This is a genomic window from Bacillus cereus group sp. BfR-BA-01523 (assembly GCF_022662615.1).
Classification (GTDB): domain Bacteria; phylum Bacillota; class Bacilli; order Bacillales; family Bacillaceae_G; genus Bacillus_A; species Bacillus_A mycoides.
This window is the reverse complement of sequence record NZ_JAKUDX010000002.1, coordinates 230,860-257,157: the sequence shown is the minus strand read 5'-3', so window position 1 is coordinate 257,157 and position 26,298 is coordinate 230,860. Positions and strand designations below refer to the sequence as shown.

Sequence of the window (26,298 nt, the reverse complement as noted above, 5' to 3'; positions counted from 1 at the left end):
AATTCACTTGTCATTTATACTTTATCACATCTCCCCATAAACAAAAAACGTCTAGAAAAACTATAATACTAGTTTTTCTAGACGTTTTTTTATCTCTCGTTATTAAGTCCCAATCTCTCGGTAAGTAAACGATGACAATAAATTGCGATGATTAACAAAATGCCACCTGCGCAGTAACCAGCTAAAATATCAGTCGGGTAATGAACATTTAAAATAACTCTACTTAATCCAATCAATATAATTAATATGCCCATCGAAATCGTAATACCACATTTTCCAGCTATGCTTTTCAAATTGGCAGCAATGATATAGGCAAGAAAACCGAATGTTATAATAGATAGCATTGCATGTCCGCTTGGGAAACTATACCCAAGTGCGTCAAGTGCCTCATTTAATGATGGGCGGTCTCTTTTTGCAATTTCTTTTATTCCCTTATTAACAAGGTGTGTCGTTAATATAGCCATTGGATACACAATCATAGCAGCATAATAACGCTTTTTCCAAAAAACGAGCAAGCTTATAATTAGTGTCGTTATAACTCCAATTGCAGATCCTAGCTTTGTAAAGTATGAGAAGAATGTAAGTGAGCTTTCCGTTTGTAATCCTTTTACCATATCACGTACGTATGTATCCATCATTGTAACACCACCTACATGTACCCTCCAAGCGATGATGCTAAATAGAACAAACAATAAAATGATACACATTAACTCATACTGATGTAACTTTTTCTTCAATCGATTTCCTCCTACTATGAAAAAATGCGATTTCTACTTTAGAAACCGCATTTTCTTACTTATTTACCTTTTGTTTTCAGCTCTGTCCAGTAGCGATCGTAGTCTTTTAACTTATCGTCTACATCAACAAGCCACTCTGTACGATCTAATTCTTCTTTTGTTAAGAAGATCATGTGATTATCACGATATTCTTTACTATGAAGAGGATGAGCTTTTTCATTTGGATTACTGTAACCAATTGACTCGTAGTTTTTCACACTTACTTTTTCATCTAATAAGTAGTTCATAAACTTCTCTGCAAGTTCTTTATTTTTCGCACCTTTTGGAATTGCTAACGTATCAGCCCAAATTGTGCCACCTTCTTTTGGTACAACGTATCCTACATCTTTATTGTCTTTCGCAATGAATGCTGCGTCTCCAGACCAAACTGTCCCGATCCAAGCATCTTCTGTAATGAATTTTTGTTTAATATTATCTGTATCGAATGCTAATAAGTTTGGAAGTAGCTTCTGCAAATCAGCAGACGCTGTCTTTAACTGTGCATCCTCTTTCGTGCTATTAGAGAAACCGTTTTTCTTAAGTCCCATTCCTAATACTTCACGAGAATCGTTTAATAAAGTAACATGTCCTTTATATTTCTCGTTCCATAAATCATTCCAGCTTGTAGGTGTTTCTTTCACATACTTTTTATTGTATGCAATTCCTGTTACACCCCAAGTATATACTAGAGAATACTTATTCTCTGGATCAAACGCAGGTGTTTTAAAGTTAGAAACAAGGTTCTCGATGTTCGGGATATTCTTCTTATCTAAAGGCGCTAATAAGTCCATCTTCGCCATCGTTTTCACCATGTAATCAGATGGCTGAATTAAATCATATGTCGCGCCACCAGCTTGTAATTTCGCAAGCATTTCTTCATTACTTGCATATTTATCGTAGTTAATTTTCACGTTATATTTCTTTTCAAAATCTTTTAAAACTTGCTCATCAAAATTGTCAGCCCAGCTATAAATGTTTAATTCTTCTTTTTTCTCACCACAACCAGCAAGTACACCTGCAGCAAGACTGAAGCTAATTGCTATACCAGCTAATCTCTTCACTAATTTCATCGGTTTATTACCTCCTCGTTCTTTCTATATCATTCGTATTATAAAGGAAGGTGTCCTCCAGAGTTCTCTTCACCGTCTGCACCTTTATTACGGAAGATTTCCGATAGCACCATTAATCCTACAATTACAACAATTAATATTGTAGAAAGAGCATTAATTTCAGGCGATACTCCACGCTTAACCATACTATAAATGTATAATGGCAATGTTGTTGATCCTGGTCCTGATACGAAGAAACTAATTACAAAATCATCAATCGATAATGTGAATGTTAATAATGCGGCTGAAATAACTCCTGGTGCAATTGCTGGAAACGTTACATAACGAAACGTTTGCCACGGCGTTGCTCCTAAATCGTTTGCAGCCTCTTCTAAATCACGTCCCATACCAGAAAGACGTGCCGCTAAAATAACAACAACAAATGAAATACTGAATGTAATGTGTGCAATAATAATTGTTGTTTTTCCAAGTTCCATACCTAATTGACTAAATAGGATAAGTAAAGATAATCCCATTAAAATATCAGGAATTAAAATTGGTAAATATACAAGACCGTTAATGGCCCCTTCAAAACGATATTTGTAACGGTGTAATGCAATAGCAAAAATCACACCAAGAACTGTCGTCACAATTGTCGTTATAATAGCAATCGTCATACTATTTACAAACGCATCAATAACATCTTGTTTTTGAAATAAATCTGTATACCAATGGAGTGTAAAGCCTTCCCATTCCGCATTAATGCGAGAATCGTTGAAGGAATATACCATTAAAACCATCATTGGAAAATACAAAAACAATAAGATTAACCAAGAATAAGAAACTAAAAACTTCTTCATTTTTGCCTATTCCCCTCCGTTTCCATCATATTTATATACTTTCGTTGCACGATAATATAAGTAAATTAACAGAACAGAGAATAGAACAACAATCATAGATAACGCGGAACCAAACGGCCAGTCACGTGAACCTAAGAATTGGTTTTGAATTACGTTTCCGATTAATGCTACTTTCGATCCACCCATAACGTCTGATACAACAAACATTCCGATAGAAGAAACGAATACTAAAATAGAACCAGTTGTAATCCCTGACATCGTCATCGGTACTGTTACATTCCAAAATGCCTTTACTGGTGTTGCTCCTAAATCATAAGCCGCCTCTAGCTTACGCTTATCAAGCTGCTCAATTGCTGCATACACTGGTAAAATCATAAATGGTAATAAAGAATATACCATTCCGAGTATTACAGAAGGCGTATTATATAGCAGATTTAAAGGTTCACTAATAATACCTAGTTTCAATAGCAATGTGTTTACAAGACCTTGTGAACGTAAAATAACAATCCATGCGTATGAACGAACAAGAAAGTTAATCCAGAACGGAATCGTTGCCAATAATAGAAGGATAGAACGATATTTACGATCAACAATTGTAATTGTATAGGCGAATGGATAACCGATTAATAAACATAGTACTGTCGTAATAACAGCTATCTTCACTGTTTCCCATAACGTCCCCATATATAATGGATCAAACACACGTGCTATGTTATCTAATGTAAATTTCATTTCCACTGTCCCGTATGCTCCGCGCTGCATGAAGGCAAATGCTAATACGAACAGAAGTGGAATTAGGAAGAAGAGTAACAGCCATACGACTGTAGGTAATGCGAGTAATTTCCCTTTCTTCAATTTAAGGTCACCTCGTCCTCTTGCTCCCAGCCTACATATACATTATCTCCAATGCTCCACTGCGTTGCTTCTTCAGCAGTTTGATATGCCATTAGTAATTCTGCTGTTTTCTCCTCACGTACATATAGCTTTTCCATATTTCCAACAAATTCAATATCTTCAATATGTCCAAGATGGTATTCTTTTAAAATTGGCTCTTCAACCGAGCGAACTTTTACATTTTCAGGGCGAACTGCTACGTAGTTTTCCCCATTTTTCACGATATTATTTTCACCGATGAACGTCGCAACAAACAATGTTTTCGGCTTATTGTAAATTTCCTTAGGCGTGCCGACTTGTTCGATATGCCCTTTATTCATAACGACAATACGATCACTCATACTCATCGCTTCTTCTTGATCGTGCGTTACATATATGAACGTAATTCCTAAATTACGTTGTAAGTTTTTCAATTCACGTTGCAAATCTTTTCTTAACTTAAAGTCAAGCGCTCCAAGTGGCTCATCTAATAGTAATACACGTGGGTTGTTTACAATTGCTCTTGCAATTGCTACACGCTGCTGCTGTCCACCAGAAAGCTTCGAAGGTTTACGATTACGGAACTCAAGTAACTGCGTTAAACGCATTGCCTCTTCCGCACGTTCTTTCTGTTCTGCTGCTGATACTTTTTGCATTTTCATACCGAAACAAATATTTTTTTCAACATTCATATGTGGGAATAGTGCGTAATGTTGGAACACTAAATTCATATGACGCTTGTATGGCGGCAAATCGTTAATCTTTTCATCATCTAATAAAAGATTCCCTTTAGTTGGGGTTTCAAATCCTGCGATCATACGAAGTAAAGTCGTTTTCCCGCAACCACTCGGTCCTAAAATTGTTAAAAATTCTCCTTCTTTAATATCTAAAGAAAGAGGGGGGATAATCACTTGATTTCCAAAATGTTTTTCTACTGCTTCAACTTTAATAATCTTTTTCATTTTCCCGTCCTATCTACCTTAAATTTTAATTTTTATATTCATGAATAAATATTTATGTTCTATAGACTATTTTTTTGTTTCGATCCAAACAAAAATGGTTGTTTAGCAGCGTTCTCTTCTATTCTTTATGTAGTATGTTTGATTCATTTTCGCATGATACATATGTCGAACAGAAAAACCCCTTCAGTTGCGAAGGGGTTTTTATCATACGGCTACGCCTACTGATAAACACCATCATCATTTTAACAACTTTCGTATGAATTTTAAAGCACTTTTTGTAGAAGAGTAACGAATTTTCATGTCGAATGCTGTAGATTGGGACAAAATGCTTTTATAATGGGAAAAAGTCCGAAAACTTTGTTCACCATGATAGCTGCCTAATCCACTACTTCCAACGCCCCCAAAAGGTAAATATGGCGTTGCAAGATGATATACGACATCATTTATACATCCTCCGCCATATGAAATATTACTCGTCACTTTCTCTTGCACTTTTCTATCTTCAGAAAATACATATAGTGCTAACGGCTTTGGATGGTGCTGAATCGTTTCAATTACCTCTTCTATTTTGTCATATTCTATAATTGGTAAAATCGGCCCAAAAATTTCATCTTCCATAACAGCACTTTGCCATGTAATATTCGTTAACACTGTCGGTTCGATGTGTAATGTTTCTTTCGTATAATTCCCGCCAATCACAGGTTTACCGTCTTTTAAAAATGTACATAGACGTTCAAAATGACGCTCACTCACAATTCGCACATAATTGTCATTTTGCAAAGCATCTTTTCCATATTGCTCTGCGATTTCATGTCGTAATGCCTCGATTAACTGCTCTTTCACTGAAGAATGAACGTACATATAATCAGGCGCTACACACGTCTGCCCGGCATTCAAAAACTTGCCCCAAACGATACGTCTTGCGGTTACATCTAGCTTTGCATCTTTATGTACAATACATGGGCTTTTCCCGCCAAGCTCTAACGTAAGAGGCGTTAATTTTTTCGCAGCTGCTTCCATCACAACTTTTCCGACACCAACACTACCTGTAAAGAAAATATAGTCAAACGGTTCCTTTAAAAGTGCAGTGCTTTCCTCAGCACCGCCCTCTACTACCGATACAAGCTCTTCTGGGAATAATTCACCTAACATTCTCGTAAGCACTTTTGAAACGTTTGGCGTTAACTCTGACGGCTTTAAAACGACTGTATTGCCAGCTGCCAATGCTCCTACGAGTGGCGCAATTGCTAATTGAAACGGATAGTTCCACGGTGCGATAATAAGCGTCACACCATACGGTTCTGGCACCACTTTCCCCTTCGATCCAAAATGAGTAAGAGCTGTGCGAACACGCTTTGGTTTACTCCAAGATGAAATATGCTTCATTTGAAAAGAAATCTCTTTTAGTACATATCCAATTTCTGTTGTAAATGATTCGTGAACTGATTTATTCAAATCTAATTTCAACACTTGAAAAATCTCACCTTCAAAACGCTGAATTCCTTCATAAAGCTTCTGCAAATTCTTCTTTCTCGTCTCTAGACTTCTCGTATGTCCTTTGTGAAAATATTCCTTTTGTTTATTTACAATAGAGGAAATACTCATGCACTCACCTTCTCCCACTATTTTTATCCAATTCTTTCATTATTTATATAGACTTCATATGTAACAAATTTCTATTCTTAAAGTTACATTATATATAACTTTTCCCTTTATATAAAATTCATTGCTCACAAAAAACTACCGAAAGAAAATCTCCCGGTAGTTTTACTGTATTAACGGTATAAACGAACAGCACCTGCAGAATTATCATCAGCTTGTCCTACTACTTCAAACTTCAGACCAAGCTTCGGTAAAATACGTCCTGCATCTGGAATCTGCTCATTAATATACTTTTTAGAGTCATCGAACTTCGGTACCCCTGGTAATCCATCGTATACGAATGTTCCACGCGTTGGAGATACAACTTTCCAAGCTGGCGTTTTGTCGAATGAGAACGCCGAATCAGCAATTTGGAATCGCGTACTGCTTTTAAATGTTGGTTTACCATTTAGAGTTCCTGCAATTGCTTCTGGATGAGAGTCAACTACACCAAGGAAACCATGTCCTGGATGTATGCCAACCCAGTTATCTGTGTAAGCTGAATCCGCATACCATACAACCATACCAGTGTTATATACCGGACCGCGAGCAAATTTCAATGCGTTATCTGAACCAGCATAGTTTCTCCACTCAACATAGTAGTTATGTTTTTTCTTCTCTGTTCCGTTAGATACAACGAAACCATCTAATTTAAATTGTGATGTACCTTCTGCATCATCTGAGAATGCAACTTGACCATCTACTGTTAATGACGCATTATCAAGAGCGAATCCGTTTAACGCTAAACCACCATCCGTAATGTAATCAAATGTTAATTTCACTTTCTTACCTTTGAACTGACTTAAATCATATGATTTATCAATCCATTTTCCATTTGTCGTAGCTGCATTTCCACTATTTGCTTTCTCACCAATTCTTTCAATTAACGTTTGTTGACCGTCTTCTGTTACAGCGTGTACTTCAAGGAAATCGTACTCTGCTTCAATTTCATACAATGACTTGAAATCAAATTTCGCATTCGTTGCATTTGTTAAATCGAACAGCGGTGTTTCCATCTTTGTATGAAGATCGTCACCTTTTGTGCTGTAGTAATACTGTTTACCAAATGCAGGCTGAATTCCTTTTACATCTTTATCTGGTAAGTTAACACGAATCAGACCTGGACGATCTGACTTCGTAACACTTTGGTCTAAGTATGTTGCTAGACCGATACCTTTATTTAATTTCTCGTAGTCTACTTCTACGATATTTGCCCAGTTACCACCTATTGTTTTTTGGAAAAACTCTTTATTTTGTGGTGAGAAACTCGTTGGTGTTGTTCCAGCAATTTTACCAGCCCAGCTACCGCCACTCATAATAGACCAAGCTTCAACCGGCTCACCATCACCGCTATATTGTGTATCATACTCATCCGGAAGACCTAAATCATGGCCATATTCATGTGCGAATACACCAACTGCGCCATCTTCTGGTTCAATTGTGTAGTCGAATGCTGCCATCTTTCCTCCCCAATATGGAACTTTCGCTTGTGTACCTTCAATTGCGAATGGTTTTGGTCCAACTGTCCAGCGATGTGACCAAATTGCATCATCACCTAATTTACCACCGCCTGCTTCTTGCCCAACACCCGCATGAATAATCATTAAGTGATCGATTAAACCGTCCGGTTGATTTTGATTTCCATCACCATTTACATCGTATTGATCGAACTGATCAAACTGTGATAAATCAAGGCCGCTATCTACAGCTGCTTTTAATGCATCTTTTACTAGATCACGTGGTCCTTTTGGTCCTTTATTATCATGACCTGTACCAGCATCAGCACCGTAATCAGCTGCTTTACCAGGAACCGTTAACCATTTTGTGACTGTTCCGTCCACTGTGTAGCTACCACCAGATTGCTCTTCGTAATATTGTTTAAACGTTTCGATTTTGCTTCCATCCTCTAACGCGAATGGCTCATCACCGAATAACATTTTTTCATAGTGTTCTTTGTTAAAATCGTTAGAATACATGTAGCCAGGTTCTTTATCAATATTGTTATGCTTGAAATCAGCATACTCTACAAGTAAAACGAGTACTTTATCCTTTCGAACTTCACCGTTATATTCTTTTTGCTTTGCTGGAGAAGTTGGTACTTTACCATTTAGACCGCCTTTAACTGGGCCTGTCGCTGCAGGTGTCCCTGTTGCCGGTTTGTCTAACTTTTCTTTCGTTTCTGCTTTCGCATCTTTCACTTTCTTTAAAAAGTCAGATGCATCTTTCGTAAGTTGGTCCCCATTTGTCGCTTCTTTCCCAGGATTTTCACCCTTCTTCTTCTCTACATACTTTTCGACAGCTTTCTTTGTTTCTGTCTCTGAAGCTGACGAATCAATTACCCCACGATTTTTTAGCGCATTTGCTAATCTCTCTTCTGGGATTAAGTGATCATCAACTGGACTTGTAGCTGTCTTGTTCTCCGGCGTTTCAGCGTATACAGACTGGCTTCCAGCACCAAGCGACAAGCCTAGAACAGCTGTCAAAGCAATTGATGATAACACTTTAAATGGTTTCTTTTTCATCCCTTATTGCCTCCCCTAATATAAAATATGTATTACATACTTTATATTATTAAAAATTCAATATATTTTCAATATTTAGTTATATTATGTAATTTTTTTAATATATTTGTAAAAATTTCATAGTTAGTATACGAATATATCACAATTCAACAATGTTTTCAGAAAATATTGAAAATATTTGTCAGAAACTTTATAATCGCCATAGAGGGAATTTAATGGGGATTTTATCTTTGTTTCATCTACAAAATATATGATAATTCACTATATAAAATACAAAATCCGATTGCATTATCATATATTCTGTAGCAGCAATTATGACCACTAATTAGGGAGGAATTACATTTGTACAAAGATAAGGCTGACTCACTAGATCAAGAATGGATTGATTTAATACTTGAAGCTCTAGATGCTGGCATTGCCCTGCAAGATATTGAACACTTTTTTCAACGTATGAAGCATACGAGCCAGGCTCAATAGCCTCGTTCTTTTTAACGAAGTTTATGTTATAATAATCACATCATAAGACGACTACATATTGATAGAAAGGTGCGCAAATATGATAGGAGAACGTATAAAACGCCTTCGTTTACAAAAAGGCATTTCATTAACAGAACTCGCCGAAAAAGCTGGTGTAGCTAAATCTTACATTAGTTCTATAGAACGGAATTTACAAAAAAACCCTTCCATTCAGTTTCTCGAAAAAATTGCAGCTGTTCTACAAATTCCAGTTGATACTTTACTTCATGATGAAACAGCAACGGGAAGTCATCTAGACTCCGAATGGACACAACTCGTTAAAGATGCGATGAGCTCCGGTGTCTCAAAAGAACAGTTTCGTGAATTTCTCGAATTTACACAATGGAAGAAAAATCAACAATAATACATATGAAAGAGTGCTTAAAACGGGCACTTCTTTTTTTCTTTATAAAAAAAAGCGGGGAATCCCCCGCTTTTTTTATTTATTATTTTTCTTCTCCATCTGTTTGGTTAGCATTGAATGTCCATTCTAAGTTCAATGAATCGCCTTGGAATTTGTTTTGATCTTGACCATTCTCTTCGAATACAAATTGTACCCATAGATAGTCCTCTGTACCAGCTTCTAAGCCACCTTTTTCTCCCCACTCAGGAGCAAAGATGTCTTTAGCTAAAAGATCTGGATCCACATTTTGTAAATCTGCTAAAGTTGTTTCATATACAGGCTCACTTTGTTTATCCCAGTTCCAAAGGAATTTCACTTTAATGTGCTTACCAAAGTCTTCACCAGCATTATCGCCCTTTGCATCTTTCACAGTATACTTTGTCGCTAATTTAACATCTTTAATTGCTAAAGTACCGTCGTTCTTTAATAAGAACTCTTTCTTAACAGAATCCCCTGGTTTTAAATCTTTAATATCTACAAGCGTTTTAGGGTTTAATGTAAGATCTAACGTCCCAGCTGCAAATGTATTGTTTGATACTTCTTTATCGCTAAAGTAAGCGAATGTTCCTCCACCAATTAAAGATAACCCCAATGCTGCTGATGCAACTCCCATACCTAATTTCTTTTTCAGACTCACAATCAATTCCCCCTAGCTGTTTTTTGTATTTTTATCTCTTATTTCAAAATAAGAGGTGTAACTAAAACTATATTAGCTTAGCTAATATTTGTTCTTTTTTTAAAACCTTAAGTTCATTATAACGAACAAGACTATATAAATACAATATATATTTTGATTATTTTTATTTCTCAACATTTTTTCCTTTTTTTCAGAAAAGTATTGAGAAATAAAGTGAAACTTTAATCAGTGTTTTTCTGTCCATCCCCACTGATCATTAACCTTCACCAAGCGGTGCTGCCAACTAACTTCCTCGCATTCGTTAAATTTTTAGGTGAAGACCTTATACCCACGAATAGTGAAATAAGAAAAACAAAGCAAATAGGTGAGTCGTAGGGCTCTCTCACCTATTTGTCTTATCATTGTATTTATTCCTTCCGAAATGCTGCTGTATTTTACTTACTATTCCTTCTGTTCTTCTTGCTTCTTACTCTCTTCTAGCTTTTTCGCCTCTTCTTGTTTCTTGCTCTCTTCTAGCTTTTTCGCTTCTTCTTGCTTCTTACTCTCTTCTAGCTTTTTCGCTTCTTCTTGCTTCTTACTCTCTTCTAACTTTTTCGCTTCTTCTTGCTTCTTACTCTCTTCTAGCTTTTTCGCCTCTTCTTGTTTCTTGCTCTCTTCTAGTTTTTTCGCTTCTTCTTGCTTCTTACTCTCTTCTAATTTCTTTTGCTTCTCAGCCTCACTCACTTGCTTTGCTGTTTCATCTACTAATAATTTTTCAAAAGCTTGAATTTGTTTATCAATCACCTGTAAATTAACCTCTTTATCAACATACTCGCAGTATTCTTTAACTATATGAAAACCAGCATTCACATACGAGAATACTTGCTTATTAGATTCACTTTTATCTCCAGTTAACTCTTCTTTCACTTTGTTATAGGGATTTTCTATTGATTCATATACTTTTTGTAACAACTCTCTCTCAGCAGCTATTTTCTCACGCCCTTGCTTCCACGTAACAAGCACCTGTTCTAATTCTTGAGTGGAAGTGAAAGTTACTTTCGATTTCATCTCTTCAGACTCATGCAAAATAACTTCCTTATGTTGCTTAGCTTGTTCTGTCAACTGATCAACTGTTTTTGGAAAAATACTTGCTGTCGAAATAGTAGCCTGCACTTTCGTCTCATGAATGAAAGTTGCCTCTGTATAAGTCATCATTTGAGAGCCTAAATAAAAAGTAATAGAGCACAAACATGGCAATATAAGCATCTTTTTGAATTTGCGAGGTGTCTTCAGCATTTTAATCTCTCCTATCGAACATCTTGTTCTTTATCAAGAACTATAACCTTATTATAATAAAGCGAATTACAAAATGATATAAAAATTATGTTTCTTTTTACATTTCTCTTTTAACACAAAAAGAGACTACCACTTTTGATAGTCTCTTTTTGTTGTCATTATTATTTCGTTTCACCATCGCCTTGCTGTGCATCAAACGTCCAAGTTAATTGTAACTTATCGCCTTGGAATTCATTTTGATCTTTTTTATTATCAACGAATTCAAATTTCACTTTGAATTTATCAGATTTACCTGCAGAAATACCTTTTTCATCCCAGAACCAAGCAGCTAAATCATTATTTACTGCTGTAAGTGTATCACCCTTCAATTTATCTAATGTAGTTTCTTTCACAATCGTCTCATGCTTATCTACATTTTTTAAGAATGTTACTTTAATATGTTTACCAAAATCATCTTTATTATCTTTCTTCGTATCTTCTACACTATAGTCTGTTTTTAATAGAACCTTTTTAATATCTAAAGAGCCTTTATTTTCTAGTTTAAATTCTTTTTCAATTGTATCACCAGGTTTTAAATTCGATACATTAACAACTGTTGATGGATTTAATGATAAATCAAGCGTACCAGCCGCAAATGTATTATTTGACACTTCTTTATCGCTAAAGTATGCAAATGTTCCTCCACCAACTAATGCTGCTCCTAATACTGCTGATGCGATACCCATTCCTAATTTTTTCTTTAAAGTCATGTCCATATCCCCTTAATATATATATTTGTTAACTTCCTAAACGGAAAGTATAACCAAACGAACTAGACGGATTGTTCTACTTTTTTATCTTTCTTTTCTCCGTCAATGCTACGAATAGCACCAAAAATAGAAATTGCGGAATAGCCAAGTAAAAAGACTCCAGGAATAATGAGAAGTAATGCTGCTCCGGCTTTTGAACTCGCATAATTCAGTCCATAACCAACGTATGGAACTGTAATATCTGCATACTTTCCGATTACATTCTTTGCAAGTACTGGTGCTAAATCTGGTCCGTTGTTGTTATCTCCTTTTGTTTCATACATTACTTTTCCATTTGTATCTTTCACACCGATAATACGGTGAGTGATAATTTTGTCATCTTTCTCTTTAAACGTAATAACATCACCTTTTTTATATTTAGAACCATCTTTCGTTGGCTCTATCGCAATGATTGATCCTGTTAAAAATGTTGGTTCCATCGATCCTGAAAGAACGCTCTTAAATTGATATCCCATCACTGTTGGATCACCACCACTCGCTTTTGAAGAAATAACTACAAAAGCTAAACAAACCATTACCGCAAATAAAACAAATGAGATAACGTTGCTAATCACCTTCCAAATTAATTTCATCGTCTCTCTCCCTCTCTGTTGTTTTATATCATTTTGAAATTAATAACGCTCTAATTGTTCTTTAACAAGAACATACACAAATAATATAACGAACAAATAAGAAATGCAAGGTGAAAATTTACAATTATTAGTTAAATCTTTTTTGAAATACATACAAAAAAGACCGTGACAAAATCTCATCACGGTCTACTAGCAATTTATTTTTCTTCTGATTTCATCCCTTGGTTATTTCGGCGCAGCACTACATATAAAATCGCTCCAAATAATAAAATCGCTCCTATTCCAACACTTATCACTTTCACATTCGATTCCTTTACTTCAGGTGCAACTGTATCTTTTTTAGGCATCGCAAAAGTAACATCTTCTTTTGAAAGAACATTTATAGTCTCAATCGTTTGATTATTCTTTATAATATCTACCGCACCAACTACTTCACCGCGATGAATTCCTTTTTGATACAAAGATTCTTTATCCACTGTATTAACCCGAAAAGCCGTTTTTATATTTTTCCCTTCATCTTTCTTTAGCATAAGCTCTGCACTTCTTTCCAGCTCAGAATCAACATCTTTATTTAAATACTTTGCCTTTTGGTGCCAACTATGTTTATCTAGTACAGTTTGCTTCGTAAATTGCCCAAAAGAATATTCCGCCATCTGCTTCAAATCTTCATAAATTTCAGGTCTTTGAGAAGCCATTACTACATTTATAATACGATTACCATCCTTCTCATTTAATAAAACGAGCGTATTGCGTGCTTCATTCGTAAATCCTGTCTTACCACCCATACTATATGGATTTTCAAAATAAGTAGACTTATTAAAAATAGAAACTGATTGCGTAGATGTCGTAACCGTCGTTCTTTTCGTATTCATCGCTTGTAAAATTTCAGGATACTTTTGCACACCTCTCGTAATCATGGCCATATCATATGGCGTCGTATAATGATTTGGATCATGCAATCCATTTGGCGTTACAAAATGACTATCTTTAGCCCCTAATTGCTTCGCCCTTTCATTCATCATATTGGCGAAGTTTTCAACACTTCCTCCAATACGCTCCGCAATCGCATACGACACATCATTCGCACTCAGCACCATTAAAATCATAAGTGCAGTATTTCTATTAATAGTCTCACCAGGGTGAAACTCAATTTGATAATTACTCTTCTCTTGATCTAATGCTAATTGTGAAAACGTAAATTGATCCTCTGGCTTCGTATGCTCCATCAGTAAAATCGCCGTTAACACTTTCGTCATACTAGCAGGGAACGCACGATGATGTGCATTTTTGTCGTACAACATATCTCCTGTTTTCGCATCAATAGTAGTCGCAAACTGACTAAAAACATTCGGCCCTTCCGCAGGTGGAGGTGCCACTTGCTCCGGATTTACTCCAATATTCGTCTCAGCATATAACGTCATAGGTGTCAAAAAAAATAAACAAATAACCATAACAAAAACCGAAATTTTCTTAAAATTTACCATATGACTCTCCCTTTCCCCTTTACTTTCACATTCTATAAAATACCTCTACCAACCTATATGTAATTTGTATTAATTTGGAAGAATATTCACTTTTTTTACTATATCACACTTTTACGATTAGGAACATAAATATACAACAAAAAATAAGAAGGAATTACTCTTTCTTATCCTTCTCATCAATCAATGAGTCTATTAAATTTTGACTAGCTTCCTCAGGTGTAATCTCATCTGTCATCCCCATAAACGACCAACCTTTAGAATCGACCCACTCAACAAACTCTTGTAAAAACTCATCATGTGTAACATCCACATCAAGAATTGAGCCATTAATCGAAATCGTCCTATTTCTAGATACGCGCATCTTGAACGTTTTTCTTACCATTACAATAATTCTCCCTCTACTTCTGAATATTTATAAATATCTTGTACTTCTTTTATACATGATTTCTTGAAAATTGTAAAAAGGATATATTGGCCAATTTGCATATTAAAAATGAAAATCTCTTATTATATAACCCTCACACTACATTCATTTAGTCATAAATTACGGAATACATCCATATAAAAAAACAAACCAACTTATATTCTATCACACTAAATACACTTGACTTTAGTACAATCAAATAGAATATATTAGAAAACACCTTAAAATGAGGAGGAACTCCATGGCGCGTTGTACATATTGTAAAACGAAGTGGAAAGTAAAAGATGTATGGTCGATACTCGTGACATTTGAAAAAGATTGTCCGTATTGTTTCGGAAGACAATATCTATCAAAGAAAACATTGAACGCTATGCCAGAACTTATAAGCTTACCTTTACATTTCTTATTCCCTTTTCTTGTTGATTTAAGTGATGAAGGTCCTTTGGATTGGTATCGGAAATCATAATATACCCGGTGTATTCAAAATCCACTTTCAATTAAATGCTCTTCTTATATATTCCTTAATACGCTACTAGCGTGATTCCAAATACTTTACCTTTAAAAAATTACCACGAAAATATTGTAAAATTTCAGTTAATTATATATAATTGCTTTAGCATAATGATTAAAGATGCTGTTACATAAGCATTTTTTAAGATCCCGTAGCTCAGCAGGGAGAGCGCCACCTTGACAGGGTGGAGGTCGTGAGTTCGAGCCTCTCCGGGGTCATATCCTTTTGTATCAACTGTTGATAATTTCATATTTTGACCAAAACTAACGGTGAGTACCGCTCAAGTTTTGATTGAAACTCCTCCTTTAATTCTAAATGAGAATGAAGGAGTTTTTTTTATATCTTTAACATACTTCACTGAAAAAGAAATCGTAAAAAAACGACAACCCCACAAACGAAAAACTAGTAAAATTTCAAAAGAAGATTCTGTTGAGCGTGTATTTGAAAGAGTTGTTGACAGCAAAGTAAAACAGAATTTACGCCCCAAATCATTGAATCAATTCCTTCTTATGTTTAATAGTATAAAAGCATTTCATGAAACATAAAATGCTCAAATATTCTATATGACCGATATTACAACAAATTTTATTTATGACTGGGTTTATTGGTTAAAAAATGAATATGTACGCTTTGATGGCCATATTTACGTTCCTGAAAGTGCTCAAACTGTTGGATTAGCGGATGAAACTATCGCTAGTAGAATCAAGCGTTTGAAAACATTCATCAATTGGTGTTTGCGACAAGAAATCATCACCAAAATCCATTTAATAAATTCGAGGGATTTCGTAAAGATAATACGCAAATTGATTTTTTACCAATATACGGTAATTGCGAGATGAAACGAATGAAAAGGCAAAATGTTCATTCAGCAATGGGCGTTTTTCTACGTGAAGAATGGTTAAAGGATATGGAATGAAGGTACAAATCTATAATTAAAGATGTTAAAAAATCGTATCATCAAAAAATTAAAGAAAATGTTAATGAGACTTTATCGGGCTTAGCATGGTGAAAAACGAACTATAGTATTGGTTCGTTTTTTATTATGCACTTTTGCATACAGGATTATTCTCTCTTGTAACTAGGTAATAATAGTATATAATAAAAATAATGTTTTACCAATAAAAGGTAACGAGGAAGGTGGGATAAGTAAATAACCAAAACGTATTAATAGATTTATTCTATGTAAATCATGATACATATATGGAATCAAAACTATGAAATTTTATGTAGAGATTAGATCACTACAAGATTAATAGCGAATACACTCGAGGAAAAACAGCGTTCGATTAGATTAATGTTATAAAACTACTTAATGTGACATCTATCGAACGAATTGAGAATATACTTAGGGGGAATTTTAAGTGAAAACATTTGGTAAAGTATTATTAACAGGAGCTTTAGCATTGGGCGGTTTCACGGCTATGAACATTAACACACCTGAGGCACATGCTGACGGAGCAAGTGAAGGTTGTCATTATATCTGTGGTCCTGGCGAAACAGTGAACGGTGTTACAATTCAAGTACATTCTACAGAAGTTACTTTTGGTAACAGCACAATTGCAAGAATTACAAATGACCGAGCTGAAGACATTCATTACAATGTCACTCTTGAAAAGAAACGTGGAGACAGCTGGGGAGAGTTTGAAACTAATTTCCATTGGCAAAATCAATGGGTTCCAGCTGGAGCAAATGATGAAATTTCAACTTTCACAGGATATGGAGAAAACATTTACGACAATGGAACATATCGCTATAAAGTTGAAGTTGTAAGTGCTGACGGTTCTGTAGATACAATTTACACAGCAGGAATGACAGTTACAGGAAGAGGAGAATAATCATGAAAAAATAAGCTTTTCGGAGCTTATTTTTTTATATATAAAATTGAATATTAATATTCAGAAATAGATAGGTAGGGAACGAAACAGTCCCTACCTATTTTATAAATTCCACGTATTTACCTAATGGTGCATATGTGTTTATGATCCTACTTCTTCCCTAACTTGATTGCCTTTTTTATATTACTGAATGCACCTTTACCATATAATAATACACCACCGCGGTAAACACGGCTCGTTAAACCAATCATCATACATATTGTTACTAATAGAATCGCTAATGTGAGCGCAATCTCCCATACTGGGATATTGAGGAATCCAATTCGTACGAGCATAACAATAGGAGTAAAGAAAGGTATATAGCTAGTAATGGTAACAACCGTGCTGCTTGGATTTGACATTCCATAAAGCGCGATATACAAAGCAGCAATTAACATAAACATCAGTGGCATAACAGCTTGAGAAGATTCCTCTATACGACTAATAACAGAGCCGAGTAGACAAGATAATGAGCCATATAATAAGAATCCTAATGTGAAGAATAGAATCCCATACACTACTAGAGTAGGAGCAACAGAATTTAAATCAATACTATTTAAAATATCATTTTTCGATTCATTAATTGCTGTTTTATACCCTACAGTTGCGACCAAGCCCCAAATTATTATTTGTGTAATACCTGCCAATAATGTTGAGAAGAGCTTCGCATATAAATGTTTTGTAGGCGAAATACTTGAAACAACTAACTCCATTACACGAGAAGATTTTTCTGTTGCAACATCTGTAGCTAATTGTGCAGCATACATTAATATCATTACATAATTTAGCATGATAAAGGTATTAATTAAAATTCCTACACCCTCTGTATGTTCTCCATCTTTAACCTTATCTGAAACAGTTTTGGTTTGTATTTCTACTGGCATTGTTAACACCTTTAATTCATCTTGCGATAGATTCAATTGCTGAGCGAAATTAGAAGATTGTATTTGAGATAAAATAGTTTGAACCTTGCTAACATCTTGCTGATTTACATCTGTCTCAGTTATATACGTAGCCTTTAGTTGTTTATTATCCAATTCCTCTACAACGATTGCATATGTATAATCACCATTTTTAACACCTGATTCTGCTTTTGGTTTATCCGTACTACGCTTAACATGTATCTTACTATCGACATTTTTAAACACTTGATTAATAGTTGTATATAATTCTTCTTTTTCTGTAACAACAACAACTTGATCGTCCTCGTTACCTGCAAAATAGTTATAAATCTTGTCAAAATTCATCAATCCTATAATTAACATAGAAATTATTATTGTAATAGCAATATATGATTTAGCTTTTACCTTAGATTTATAGTTTTGTAAAAAAATCGTCCAGAAACTATTCATGCTGTGTACCTACTTTCTCAATAAAGATGTCATTTAGTGTAGGCTCTTCTACTGCGAACTTTTTAACATACCCTAATTTCGTTATCTCTTTAAATAAAACATGCGAAACTTCTTCATATGAGATTTTAAGAGTAACTGCATTCTTACGTTTCTTCATACTTTCTACACCTTTTATTTCTTTCAAATGGTCAAAGTCATGATCGCCAACGATTACAACATTCTTTTTACCAAAGTCACTTTTAATTTTGGCAATGTCTCCTTGAACAACAGGTACTCCTTTGTGCATGATACAAATGTGTTGGCATAATTCTTCCACATGTTCCATTCGATGTGAACTAAAAAGAATCGACGCCCCTTGTTTTTGCATATCAAGAACAGCTTCTTTTAACATTTCAACATTTACTGGATCTAAACCACTAAATGGTTCATCTAAAATTAAGAGTTCAGGCTTATGTATAATCGCTGTTATCAGCTGAATTTTTTGCTGATTCCCTTTTGAAAGTTCTCCTACCTTTTTGTTCAGATACTCAGTTATATTAAAACGCTCCAGCCAATAGTGAAGTTCTTTTTCTGCATCTTTACTTTTCATGTTCTTTAATTTTGCAAAAAAGTTAACTTGTTCTTTGACAGTCATTTTCGCATAAAGCCCACGTTCTTCTGGTAAATACCCAATCTTATCCGTAACATCATAATTTATAGGTTTACCATTCCATGAAATGGTTCCGCTTGATTTCGATAAAAGTCCAAGTATCATTCGAAATGTAGTCGTTTTACCTGCTCCATTCCCGCCCAAGAATCCAAATATTTCACCTTTTGGTATCTCGATATTCAAATTATTAACTGCAACATGTTCATCAAATTTCTTTATTAAATCTTTAATTAGTAAACTCATTATCCACATCCTTAATTCCCAAGATGATTTATTTATACAATTGTATATCCATAGTCAACAACAATATTTTGACCTCTAATGGCATCGCTTTTATCAGACATTGAAAATAAGATGACGTTTGTAACATCTGGACTTCTAACAATTTCCTTATATGTTATTTTTTCAAACAACTTATTTCCTTCAAAAATCATTCATTACCAACAAATGTTATATTTTTCATTATAAGGTTAGCATAAGATTTAGAATAACCAATATGCAATTTTGCATATTTTAATATTTTTATAAGGTATTTCTTTGAAAAAATTTTCGTTATGTACTTTAAAACAGCTTATTATTGCGCCACCATTTAAGTTTTGTTCCTTAAACGTGTTTATAAGCTGCTCAACAGATGAGTCATTCGCTTCTATTTTTTCAAAAGTTCCTGCTTTCCATCTCATAACGCTCACTACTCTCTATTAAAAATTTGTTTCTTCATTATTATAGTACTTACTTTAACATCGGCCTTACTACTCCACATTCTTCACTATGAGGCTCTTTTACGGGTATGGGCAGCCTTTCATCCTCTTCTTCTAAAATCATTTCAAATACTTCTGTTTTTTCTTCTAATATGCTGGATTCACTATCTTTAGTAGGCTTTTTGCCCAACTTCTTCTGCTTTGGCAGGTTCATTCGTAACGTAGTATTCTTGGTTCTCCCATACTAACATAGGTGGCACTTGTTCTCGTTTGTTACATATTATATAAGTAATACTAGCTACAAGTAGTAGACATGTTAATAAAAAGAAGATAGCTTTTTTGTTCATATACTATTCTCCTTATCTATCAGTTTATTGGATTATACAATAGGAAATATAGTCAATAAATAGTTTTTATGGTATTTTTTAGTATTAATTTCAAATAGAAAAACCTTACTATAAAGTAAGGTTCCGTTTTTAAGTTCTATAATGACTGATTTATTAAAACGATCATTACGATAATCGCTATAAACATAACAACTAAGCAGCCGATCATTTTATAAAATCCTCGTTTCGTTAACGTTCCGCCCTGAACGTCTTTACGAATAAATAAGAATACGGCTAAAAATAATACAAGCCCCATGCCAAAAGCATACATCATTTGCATATGTTAATCTTCCTTTCTCTTTTACATCTTAATATCTTTTCGATAAAACAACAAACGATATAAAAACTGTACTCATCGTGAGTGCCATAAGTATGTTCAATAGTTCAGTAGCAGATAGTGTAAGTATTTTTAAGTTTAAGCCGATAGAGAAAAGAAGATAATATGCGGTTAGTGCAAAAAAGGTCACGAACATCCCTTTATAACGAATAAGCTTCATTCGCTCGTCTTTTTCTTTAAATTGTGGGTGCAAGTAACTTAGGCAGAAACTCATAATCATCATCCCAAGCAATGGATAAGTTATAGCCGGTGGTGCAGAATGCGTCATTATACCTGTTAATATCATAAATCCACTCATAAATAGAAAAATAATCCCCATAATTACAAAGTACTTTTGTGAATAATTCATCCTTTCTCCCCCTCTTCCTTTCCTTCATAAATAAATACATGTTCTATCGTTGTCCGAAATGTTTTTGCTATTTCAAATGCTAACGGAAGTGATGGATCATATTTTCCCTTTTCAATTGAAATGATGGTTTGTCTGGAAACTCCAAGTTTCTCAGCCAATTTTTCTTGAGATAGTCCAAATTTTTTTCGGTATTCAACCATTTTATTTTCCAAGGAAATTTCTCCCTCCTTCCTTATACCGAGTATATATGTAAAGGGAGCTTTACGTCAAGTTTCCTTTACATTCATTTCGTCTATTTTTCATTCTATTTATATAGAAGAAACTTTTTCAAATTCAGCACGTCTATTTTGAAATGAAACATGGAACAATGTATATAGCCGTTACTATATCTCCTCTCCGTTTTTATGAAAATTTAATATCTCCATATTTGTTTTATCCTTTTAAAATGTTTCATTCTGCTCTTTATCGGGTGAAATGCGCTATTGTTTTTACGTTGTTTTTCGCCATATTTATAGAAACTAACGATTTATGAAGCATTTTTTATGTATAGCCACTTTTTTTGTAGAAATCCTTCATTTTCCTTTCGATATTTAACACTATCGAGATAAAGTTTATGGTAAATTCATAATTTTTTATTTTTTATACTATATTCCGTTATATTGTTGTATAATATCAATGAAAGCGCTTATTATTCCAATATACATAATTCGAACTAAACTTTATCGAAACATTCCGATAGTTATACTTATATTTAAATGCAACAATTATAGGTATTAATGTAGGTATACCAAATATATCCACCCCGTTTTCCCGTGAAATTACTTTATAACATGAAAGATTAACTTGGGTGATAAGTTATTGTGAATGTTTTTTTACAAAACAGATAAGTAATAGTGTTTGGTATTATGTAAATTATTGTAATAACATAAGAGTAAAGAAAAACATTTACATTGATTATTGATTCATCAATTATTGAAAAGAGCAAAATGCACCTTTTTGTATGGAAAAAGGATTATATGCATTGGGAGGTTTAAACAAATGACGAGGAAGAATACAACGACAAACCCTTGGGCCAAGTTCCATGGTCCGAACCTTGGTTATGTTATTGAACAGTATGATCTTTACGTAACTGGAGCAGGTTCTGTTGATCCGGAATTACAAGAGCTTTTTGAAATTTTTGGAGCTCCTTCGTTTCAAGATGATGTCGTAACAGGGGACAACACAGCAACACATTTTTCTCCTCAAAACACAGGGAACATTGAAAAGATTCTTAAGGTCGTTCAACTTGTTGAACAGATCCGTTCTTTCGGGCATACATTGGCTCACATTAATCCGATGGAAGATGCTGCAAACGGACAATCTCTTATCGAGAAAACAATGAACGAACTGAGCGATGCTGACTTGAAAGCGATTCCAGCAAAAACAGTATGGCAAGATGCACCAGAGGGTATTCACACTGCACTTGATGTAATTCATAGATTAAAAGACGTTTATACAAAATCTTTAGCTTATGAATTCTCACATATACAAGATAGTGAAGAACGCGCGTGGTTGCATCAAATGGTGGAATCAAATTCATTGCGTCAACCATTATCAAATAAAAAACGAACTGCTCTTTTAAAACGTTTAACTGCTGTTGAAGGTTTCGAGCAATTCTTGCATAAAACATTCGTTGGTCAAAAACGTTTCTCAATAGAGGGCGTTGATATGCTTGTACCTGTACTAGATGAAATTGTTTCAGAAGGTGCTAAAGGCGGCGTTGAAGATGTCATGATTGGTATGGCTCACCGTGGTCGTCTAAGCGTACTCGCTCACGTATTAGAAAAGCCATATAATCACATGTTTGCAGAATTCAAACATGCAAAAATAGAAGGTGCAGTGGCAAATGCTGGCTGGACTGGCGACGTGAAATACCATTTAGGTAGAGAACAAGTCGTTGGTAATGAAGAAGTTAGCACTCGTGTTACATTAGCAAATAATCCGAGTCATCTTGAGTTCGTTAACCCTGTTGTTGAAGGTTTCGCACGCGCAGCTCAAGAGAATCGTAAACAATCTGGTCTTCCAGAACAAGATACTACAAAATCATTCGTAATTTTAGTTCATGGTGATGCTGCATTCCCTGGTCAAGGTGTTGTGTCTGAGACACTCAACTTAAGTAGATTGAATGCGTACCAAACTGGCGGAACTATTCATGTTATCGCAAATAATGCAGTCGGCTTTACGACTGATAGCTATGATTCTCGTTCTACTAAATATTCAAGCGACCTTGCAAAAGGTTTCGATATTCCGATTGTTCACGTAAATGCTGATGATCCGGAAGCTTGTCTTGCTGCTGCAAACCTTGCGATCCAATATCGTACGCTGTTCAAAAAGGACTTCTTAATCGATTTAATCGGTTACCGCCGATATGGTCATAACGAAATGGATGATCCAGCAGTTACGCAACCACAAGTGTACAAAAAAATTAAAAATCATCCAACTGTAAGAGCAATTTATGCAGATCAATTACAATCTGCTGGCGTTCTGAATGCAGATGAGGTTGAAACAATTACTCAGTTTATACAAGAGGAATTAAAGGCTGAATACGCACAAGTGCCACCAGCTGATACGAGTGCTGCAACAATTCACGTTAAAGTTCCAGAGGTTGTTGCAAAAGGAATCCAGCCGATTGACACTGGTGTTTCAATTGAATCACTTCGTGCAATTAATGAAGGACTATTATCTTGGCCTGAAGGCTTTAACGTATATCCAAAAGTGAAGAAGATTCTTGAGCGCCGTAAAGATGCTCTTGAAGAGAACGGTAAAATTGAATGGGCACTTGCTGAATCGTTAGCATTCGCTTCTATTTTGCAAGAAGGTACGCCAATTCGTTTAACTGGTCAAGATTCACAGCGTGGTACATTCGCGCACCGTCATATCGTATTACACGATACTGATACAAACGAAACATATTCACCATTACACCGTTTACCGAACATTAACGCATCATTCTCTGTTCATAACAGTCCGTTATCAGAAGCTGCTGTTGTTGGTTACGAATATGGTTACAACGTATTTGCTCCAGAAACTCTTGTTATGTGGGAAGCTCAATACGGTGACTTCTCAAATACTGCGCAAGCATTATTTGATCAATATGTTTCAGCAGGAAGAGCAAAATGGGGTCAAAAATCTGGTTTAGTTCTTCTATTACCACACGGTTATGAAGGTCAAGGGCCAGAACACTCTAGTGCACGTCCAGAGCGTTTCTTACAATTAGCTGCTGAGAACAACTGGACAGTTGCAAACTTAACGAGCGCGGCACAATACTTCCATATTTTACGTCGTCAAGCATCTATCTTAGGAACAGAAGCTGTTCGACCGTTAGTGCTTATGACACCAAAGAGTTTATTACGTCATCCACTTACGCTTTCAACTGCTAGTCAGTTAAGCGAAGGACGTTTCCAACCTGCTTTAGAACAAGAAAACCTTGGTACAAAGCCAAATAAAGTAAAACGTCTTGTTTTAAGTACAGGTAAAATGGCAATTGACTTAGCAGCAGAAATCGAAAGTGGTAAGCATGAGTACAGCCTAGATGAAGTTCATATGGTTCGTATCGAGCAGTTGTACCCATTCCCTGCTGAAAAAGTTCAATCTATTATTAAACGCTTTAAAAACTTAGAAGAAATCATTTGGGTTCAAGAAGAACCTCGTAATATGGGCGCATGGCATTACATGGCTCCAATTCTGTTCGAACTAGCTGGGGATAAAGTGAAAACAGGTTACATTGGGCGCCCGGATCGTTCTAGCCCATCTGGTGGCGATCCATTCGCTCACAAAGCTGAGCAAGAATTAATCGTTGCACACGCTTTAGATGTGAAGTACAACTTCCGTCAAGATAAACAAGAAATTGAAGTTTTCAGCAACTGAAAGTAACAATGAGTTTTTCAGGCTTGGCTGTGGCAGATAGTCTGCCACAGCCAGGCTAACAAATGGAGATTACCGAAGATTAAAGAAGACAAAACACACCGTTAGGCAAATAAGGGGAGGACATTTAAAATGATCGAAATTAAAGTACCTGAGCTTGCAGAATCTATTTCAGAAGGAACTATTTCACAATGGCTTATCAACGTAGGCGACAAAGTTGAGAAAGGTGGCAGCGTTGTTGAGCTTGAGACTGACAAAGTCAATGTAGAAATCATTGCAGAGGATTCAGGTATTGTATCGAAGTTACTAGGCGAACCTGGGGATACAGTTGAAGTTGGCGCTACTATCGCAATTTTAGATGCAAACGGCGCAGCAGTTGAAGTAAGCACACCAGCACCACCTGCTGAGCAACCAAAACAAGAAACTACTGAAGCACCGAAAGCAGCAGCTCCAAGTGCTGAACAAAATAAAGCGTTGCAAGGTTTACCAAATACAAATCGTCCTATCGCATCACCAGCTGCTCGCAAAATGGCTCGTGAATTAGGAATCGATTTAAACGAAGTACGTAGCACAGATCCACTTGGACGTGTGAGACCACATGACGTACAAGCTCACGCTGCAGCGCCAAAAGAAGCACCAGCTGCTCCAAAACAAAGTCCGGCTCCAGTTGCAAAAACTGAATTTGAAAAACCAGTTGAGCGTGTGAAAATGTCCCGCCGCCGTCAAACAATTGCAAAACGCCTTGTAGAAGTTCAACAAACATCTGCAATGTTAACTACATTTAACGAAGTTGATATGAGTGCAATCATGGAATTACGTAAAGAACGCAAAGATGCTTTCGAGAAAAAACATGATGTACGTCTTGGCTTTATGTCATTCTTCACAAAAGCAGTTGTTGCAGCATTAAAACAGTTCCCATTATTAAATGCTGAAATTCAAGGCGATGAGCTTATCATTAAAAAATTCTATGATATCGGTATTGCAGTAGCAGCTCCAGATGGATTAGTTGTTCCAGTTGTACGCGATGCTAACCAATTGAACTTCGCTGAAATTGAAAGCGAGATTCGTAATTTAGGTCTGAAAGCACGCGATAATAAACTTTCATTAAAAGAGCTACAAGGTGGTACATTTACGATTACAAATGGTGGCGTGTTCGGTTCTCTAATGTCAACACCAATCCTAAATAGTCCACAAGTAGGTATTCTAGGGATGCATAAAATCCAAGTACGTCCAGTTGCAATTGATGCAGAGCGTATGGAAAACCGTCCAATGATGTACCTTGCACTATCTTACGATCACCGTATTGTTGATGGTAAAGAAGCAGTTAGCTTCCTTGTTGCTGTTAAAGATATGCTTGAAGATCCAAAATCATTATTATTAGAAGGTTGATAGATTATTAATCTATTAAAGGCTGTAGAATGAATCATTCTACAGCC

27 protein-coding genes, 1 tRNA gene and 1 pseudogene are annotated in these 26,298 nt (G+C 35.4%); 8 read left to right on the top strand and 21 right to left on the bottom strand.

What is annotated here, in order from left to right; all coding sequences use genetic code 11:
* Positions 1–89: 89 nt before the first annotated feature.
* From MR066_RS05695 to inhA1, 7 genes are all read right to left on the bottom strand, one after another.
* A complete protein-coding gene (locus MR066_RS05695; RefSeq protein ID WP_242246209.1) occupies positions 90–737 on the bottom strand; it encodes a phosphatase PAP2 family protein in 648 nt (215 codons plus the stop codon).
* 59 nt (positions 738–796) lie between these two features.
* Positions 797–1,846, bottom strand: a complete 1,050-nt coding sequence (potD, locus tag MR066_RS05690; protein WP_002011485.1) for a spermidine/putrescine ABC transporter substrate-binding protein PotD — start codon at positions 1,844–1,846, stop codon at positions 797–799.
* A gap of 38 nt (positions 1,847–1,884) precedes the next feature.
* A complete protein-coding gene (gene potC, locus MR066_RS05685) occupies positions 1,885–2,685 on the bottom strand; it encodes a spermidine/putrescine ABC transporter permease PotC (RefSeq protein ID WP_088038172.1) in 801 nt (266 codons plus the stop codon).
* 6 nt (positions 2,686–2,691) lie between these two features.
* A complete protein-coding gene (gene potB, locus MR066_RS05680; protein WP_002126118.1) occupies positions 2,692–3,540 on the bottom strand; it encodes a spermidine/putrescine ABC transporter permease PotB in 849 nt (282 codons plus the stop codon).
* On the bottom strand, positions 3,537–4,520 hold the full coding sequence (gene potA / locus MR066_RS05675) for a spermidine/putrescine ABC transporter ATP-binding protein PotA (RefSeq protein WP_002030425.1): 984 nt from the start codon (positions 4,518–4,520) through the stop codon (positions 3,537–3,539). Before potA ends, potB begins: the two co-directional genes overlap by 4 nt.
* 237 nt (positions 4,521–4,757) lie before the next feature.
* Positions 4,758–6,125, bottom strand: a complete 1,368-nt coding sequence (locus MR066_RS05670) for an aldehyde dehydrogenase (protein WP_242246208.1) — start codon at positions 6,123–6,125, stop codon at positions 4,758–4,760.
* Positions 6,126–6,295: 170 nt separating this feature from the next.
* A complete protein-coding gene (gene inhA1, locus MR066_RS05665; protein ID WP_242246207.1) occupies positions 6,296–8,683 on the bottom strand; it encodes a M6 family metalloprotease immune inhibitor InhA1 in 2,388 nt (795 codons plus the stop codon).
* 342 nt (positions 8,684–9,025) lie between these two features.
* Between inhA1 and MR066_RS05660 the strand changes: the two genes are divergently transcribed.
* Positions 9,026–9,160: an anti-repressor SinI family protein gene (locus MR066_RS05660; RefSeq protein ID WP_002011474.1), complete on the top strand. Its 135-nt coding sequence runs from the start codon at positions 9,026–9,028 to the stop codon at positions 9,158–9,160.
* A gap of 79 nt (positions 9,161–9,239) precedes the next feature.
* Positions 9,240–9,563 (top strand): helix-turn-helix domain-containing protein, encoded by a 324-nt coding sequence (locus MR066_RS05655; RefSeq protein ID WP_214931367.1) that lies wholly within the window; start codon positions 9,240–9,242, stop codon positions 9,561–9,563.
* A gap of 82 nt (positions 9,564–9,645) precedes the next feature.
* Here MR066_RS05655 and calY read toward each other — a convergent pair whose 3' ends face one another.
* The 6 genes from calY to MR066_RS05625 all read right to left on the bottom strand — a co-directional run bounded on the left by calY (position 9,646) and on the right by MR066_RS05625 (position 14,761).
* Positions 9,646–10,239, bottom strand: a complete 594-nt coding sequence (gene calY, locus MR066_RS05650; RefSeq protein WP_098167302.1) for a biofilm matrix protein CalY — start codon at positions 10,237–10,239, stop codon at positions 9,646–9,648.
* Positions 10,240–10,680: 441 nt separating this feature from the next.
* Positions 10,681–11,514, bottom strand: coding sequence for a DUF4047 domain-containing protein (locus MR066_RS05645; RefSeq protein ID WP_242246206.1), 834 nt, complete (start codon positions 11,512–11,514; stop codon positions 10,681–10,683).
* A gap of 161 nt (positions 11,515–11,675) precedes the next feature.
* The gene (locus MR066_RS05640; RefSeq protein WP_242246205.1) at positions 11,676–12,263 is read right to left on the bottom strand and encodes a CalY family protein; all 588 of its coding nucleotides are present in this window, start codon (positions 12,261–12,263) and stop codon (positions 11,676–11,678) included.
* Between the two features lie 62 nt (positions 12,264–12,325).
* The gene (gene sipW / locus MR066_RS05635) at positions 12,326–12,895 is read right to left on the bottom strand and encodes a signal peptidase I SipW (protein WP_242246204.1); all 570 of its coding nucleotides are present in this window, start codon (positions 12,893–12,895) and stop codon (positions 12,326–12,328) included.
* Between the two features lie 197 nt (positions 12,896–13,092).
* A complete protein-coding gene (locus MR066_RS05630) occupies positions 13,093–14,379 on the bottom strand; it encodes a D-alanyl-D-alanine carboxypeptidase family protein (RefSeq protein ID WP_242246203.1) in 1,287 nt (428 codons plus the stop codon).
* A gap of 154 nt (positions 14,380–14,533) precedes the next feature.
* The gene (locus MR066_RS05625) at positions 14,534–14,761 is read right to left on the bottom strand and encodes a hypothetical protein (protein WP_000251865.1); all 228 of its coding nucleotides are present in this window, start codon (positions 14,759–14,761) and stop codon (positions 14,534–14,536) included.
* 283 nt (positions 14,762–15,044) lie between these two features.
* Here MR066_RS05625 and MR066_RS05620 point away from each other — a divergent pair, with 283 nt between their 5' ends.
* From MR066_RS05620 to MR066_RS05605, 4 genes are all read left to right on the top strand, one after another.
* The gene (locus MR066_RS05620; RefSeq protein WP_002188839.1) at positions 15,045–15,269 is read left to right on the top strand and encodes a hypothetical protein; all 225 of its coding nucleotides are present in this window, start codon (positions 15,045–15,047) and stop codon (positions 15,267–15,269) included.
* 190 nt (positions 15,270–15,459) lie between these two features.
* Positions 15,460–15,532, top strand: a tRNA-Val gene (locus MR066_RS05615).
* A 345-nt stretch (positions 15,533–15,877) separates the two neighbouring features.
* The gene (locus tag MR066_RS05610) at positions 15,878–16,153 is read left to right on the top strand and encodes a phage integrase SAM-like domain-containing protein (protein ID WP_242246202.1); all 276 of its coding nucleotides are present in this window, start codon (positions 15,878–15,880) and stop codon (positions 16,151–16,153) included.
* Between the two features lie 522 nt (positions 16,154–16,675).
* Complete coding sequence (locus tag MR066_RS05605; RefSeq protein WP_242246201.1) at positions 16,676–17,149, top strand: DUF5065 family protein; 474 nt, start codon at positions 16,676–16,678, stop codon at positions 17,147–17,149.
* Between the two features lie 149 nt (positions 17,150–17,298).
* Here MR066_RS05605 and MR066_RS05600 read toward each other — a convergent pair whose 3' ends face one another.
* The 8 genes and pseudogenes from MR066_RS05600 to MR066_RS05565 form a co-directional block, all read right to left on the bottom strand.
* A complete protein-coding gene (locus tag MR066_RS05600) occupies positions 17,299–18,540 on the bottom strand; it encodes an ABC transporter permease (protein ID WP_088038942.1) in 1,242 nt (413 codons plus the stop codon).
* The gene (locus tag MR066_RS05595; protein ID WP_098635429.1) at positions 18,533–19,432 is read right to left on the bottom strand and encodes an ABC transporter ATP-binding protein; all 900 of its coding nucleotides are present in this window, start codon (positions 19,430–19,432) and stop codon (positions 18,533–18,535) included. The genes MR066_RS05600 and MR066_RS05595 overlap by 8 nt, the downstream gene beginning before the upstream one ends.
* A gap of 32 nt (positions 19,433–19,464) precedes the next feature.
* Positions 19,465–19,623 (bottom strand): SDR family oxidoreductase, encoded by a 159-nt coding sequence (locus MR066_RS05590; RefSeq protein ID WP_242246200.1) that lies wholly within the window; start codon positions 19,621–19,623, stop codon positions 19,465–19,467.
* A 48-nt stretch (positions 19,624–19,671) separates the two neighbouring features.
* Positions 19,672–19,869, bottom strand: coding sequence for a hypothetical protein (locus tag MR066_RS05585; protein ID WP_133116648.1), 198 nt, complete (start codon positions 19,867–19,869; stop codon positions 19,672–19,674).
* A 49-nt stretch (positions 19,870–19,918) separates the two neighbouring features.
* Positions 19,919–20,234 (bottom strand): annotated as a pseudogene (locus MR066_RS05580) (hypothetical protein).
* 136 nt (positions 20,235–20,370) lie between these two features.
* Complete coding sequence (locus tag MR066_RS05575) at positions 20,371–20,553, bottom strand: DUF3976 domain-containing protein (RefSeq protein WP_002086895.1); 183 nt, start codon at positions 20,551–20,553, stop codon at positions 20,371–20,373.
* Between the two features lie 28 nt (positions 20,554–20,581).
* On the bottom strand, positions 20,582–20,959 hold the full coding sequence (locus tag MR066_RS05570) for a hypothetical protein (RefSeq protein ID WP_001109902.1): 378 nt from the start codon (positions 20,957–20,959) through the stop codon (positions 20,582–20,584).
* Positions 20,956–21,171: a helix-turn-helix transcriptional regulator gene (locus tag MR066_RS05565; RefSeq protein ID WP_242246199.1), complete on the bottom strand. Its 216-nt coding sequence runs from the start codon at positions 21,169–21,171 to the stop codon at positions 20,956–20,958. The genes MR066_RS05570 and MR066_RS05565 overlap by 4 nt, the downstream gene beginning before the upstream one ends.
* An 826-nt stretch (positions 21,172–21,997) precedes the next feature.
* On the opposite strand from MR066_RS05565, the gene odhA reads away from it, so the two are divergent.
* The gene (odhA, locus tag MR066_RS05560) at positions 21,998–24,865 is read left to right on the top strand and encodes a 2-oxoglutarate dehydrogenase E1 component (protein ID WP_242246198.1); all 2,868 of its coding nucleotides are present in this window, start codon (positions 21,998–22,000) and stop codon (positions 24,863–24,865) included.
* A 129-nt stretch (positions 24,866–24,994) separates the two neighbouring features.
* Positions 24,995–26,251 (top strand): 2-oxoglutarate dehydrogenase complex dihydrolipoyllysine-residue succinyltransferase, encoded by a 1,257-nt coding sequence (gene odhB, locus MR066_RS05555; RefSeq protein ID WP_061675887.1) that lies wholly within the window; start codon positions 24,995–24,997, stop codon positions 26,249–26,251.
* Positions 26,252–26,298 lie beyond the last annotated feature (47 nt).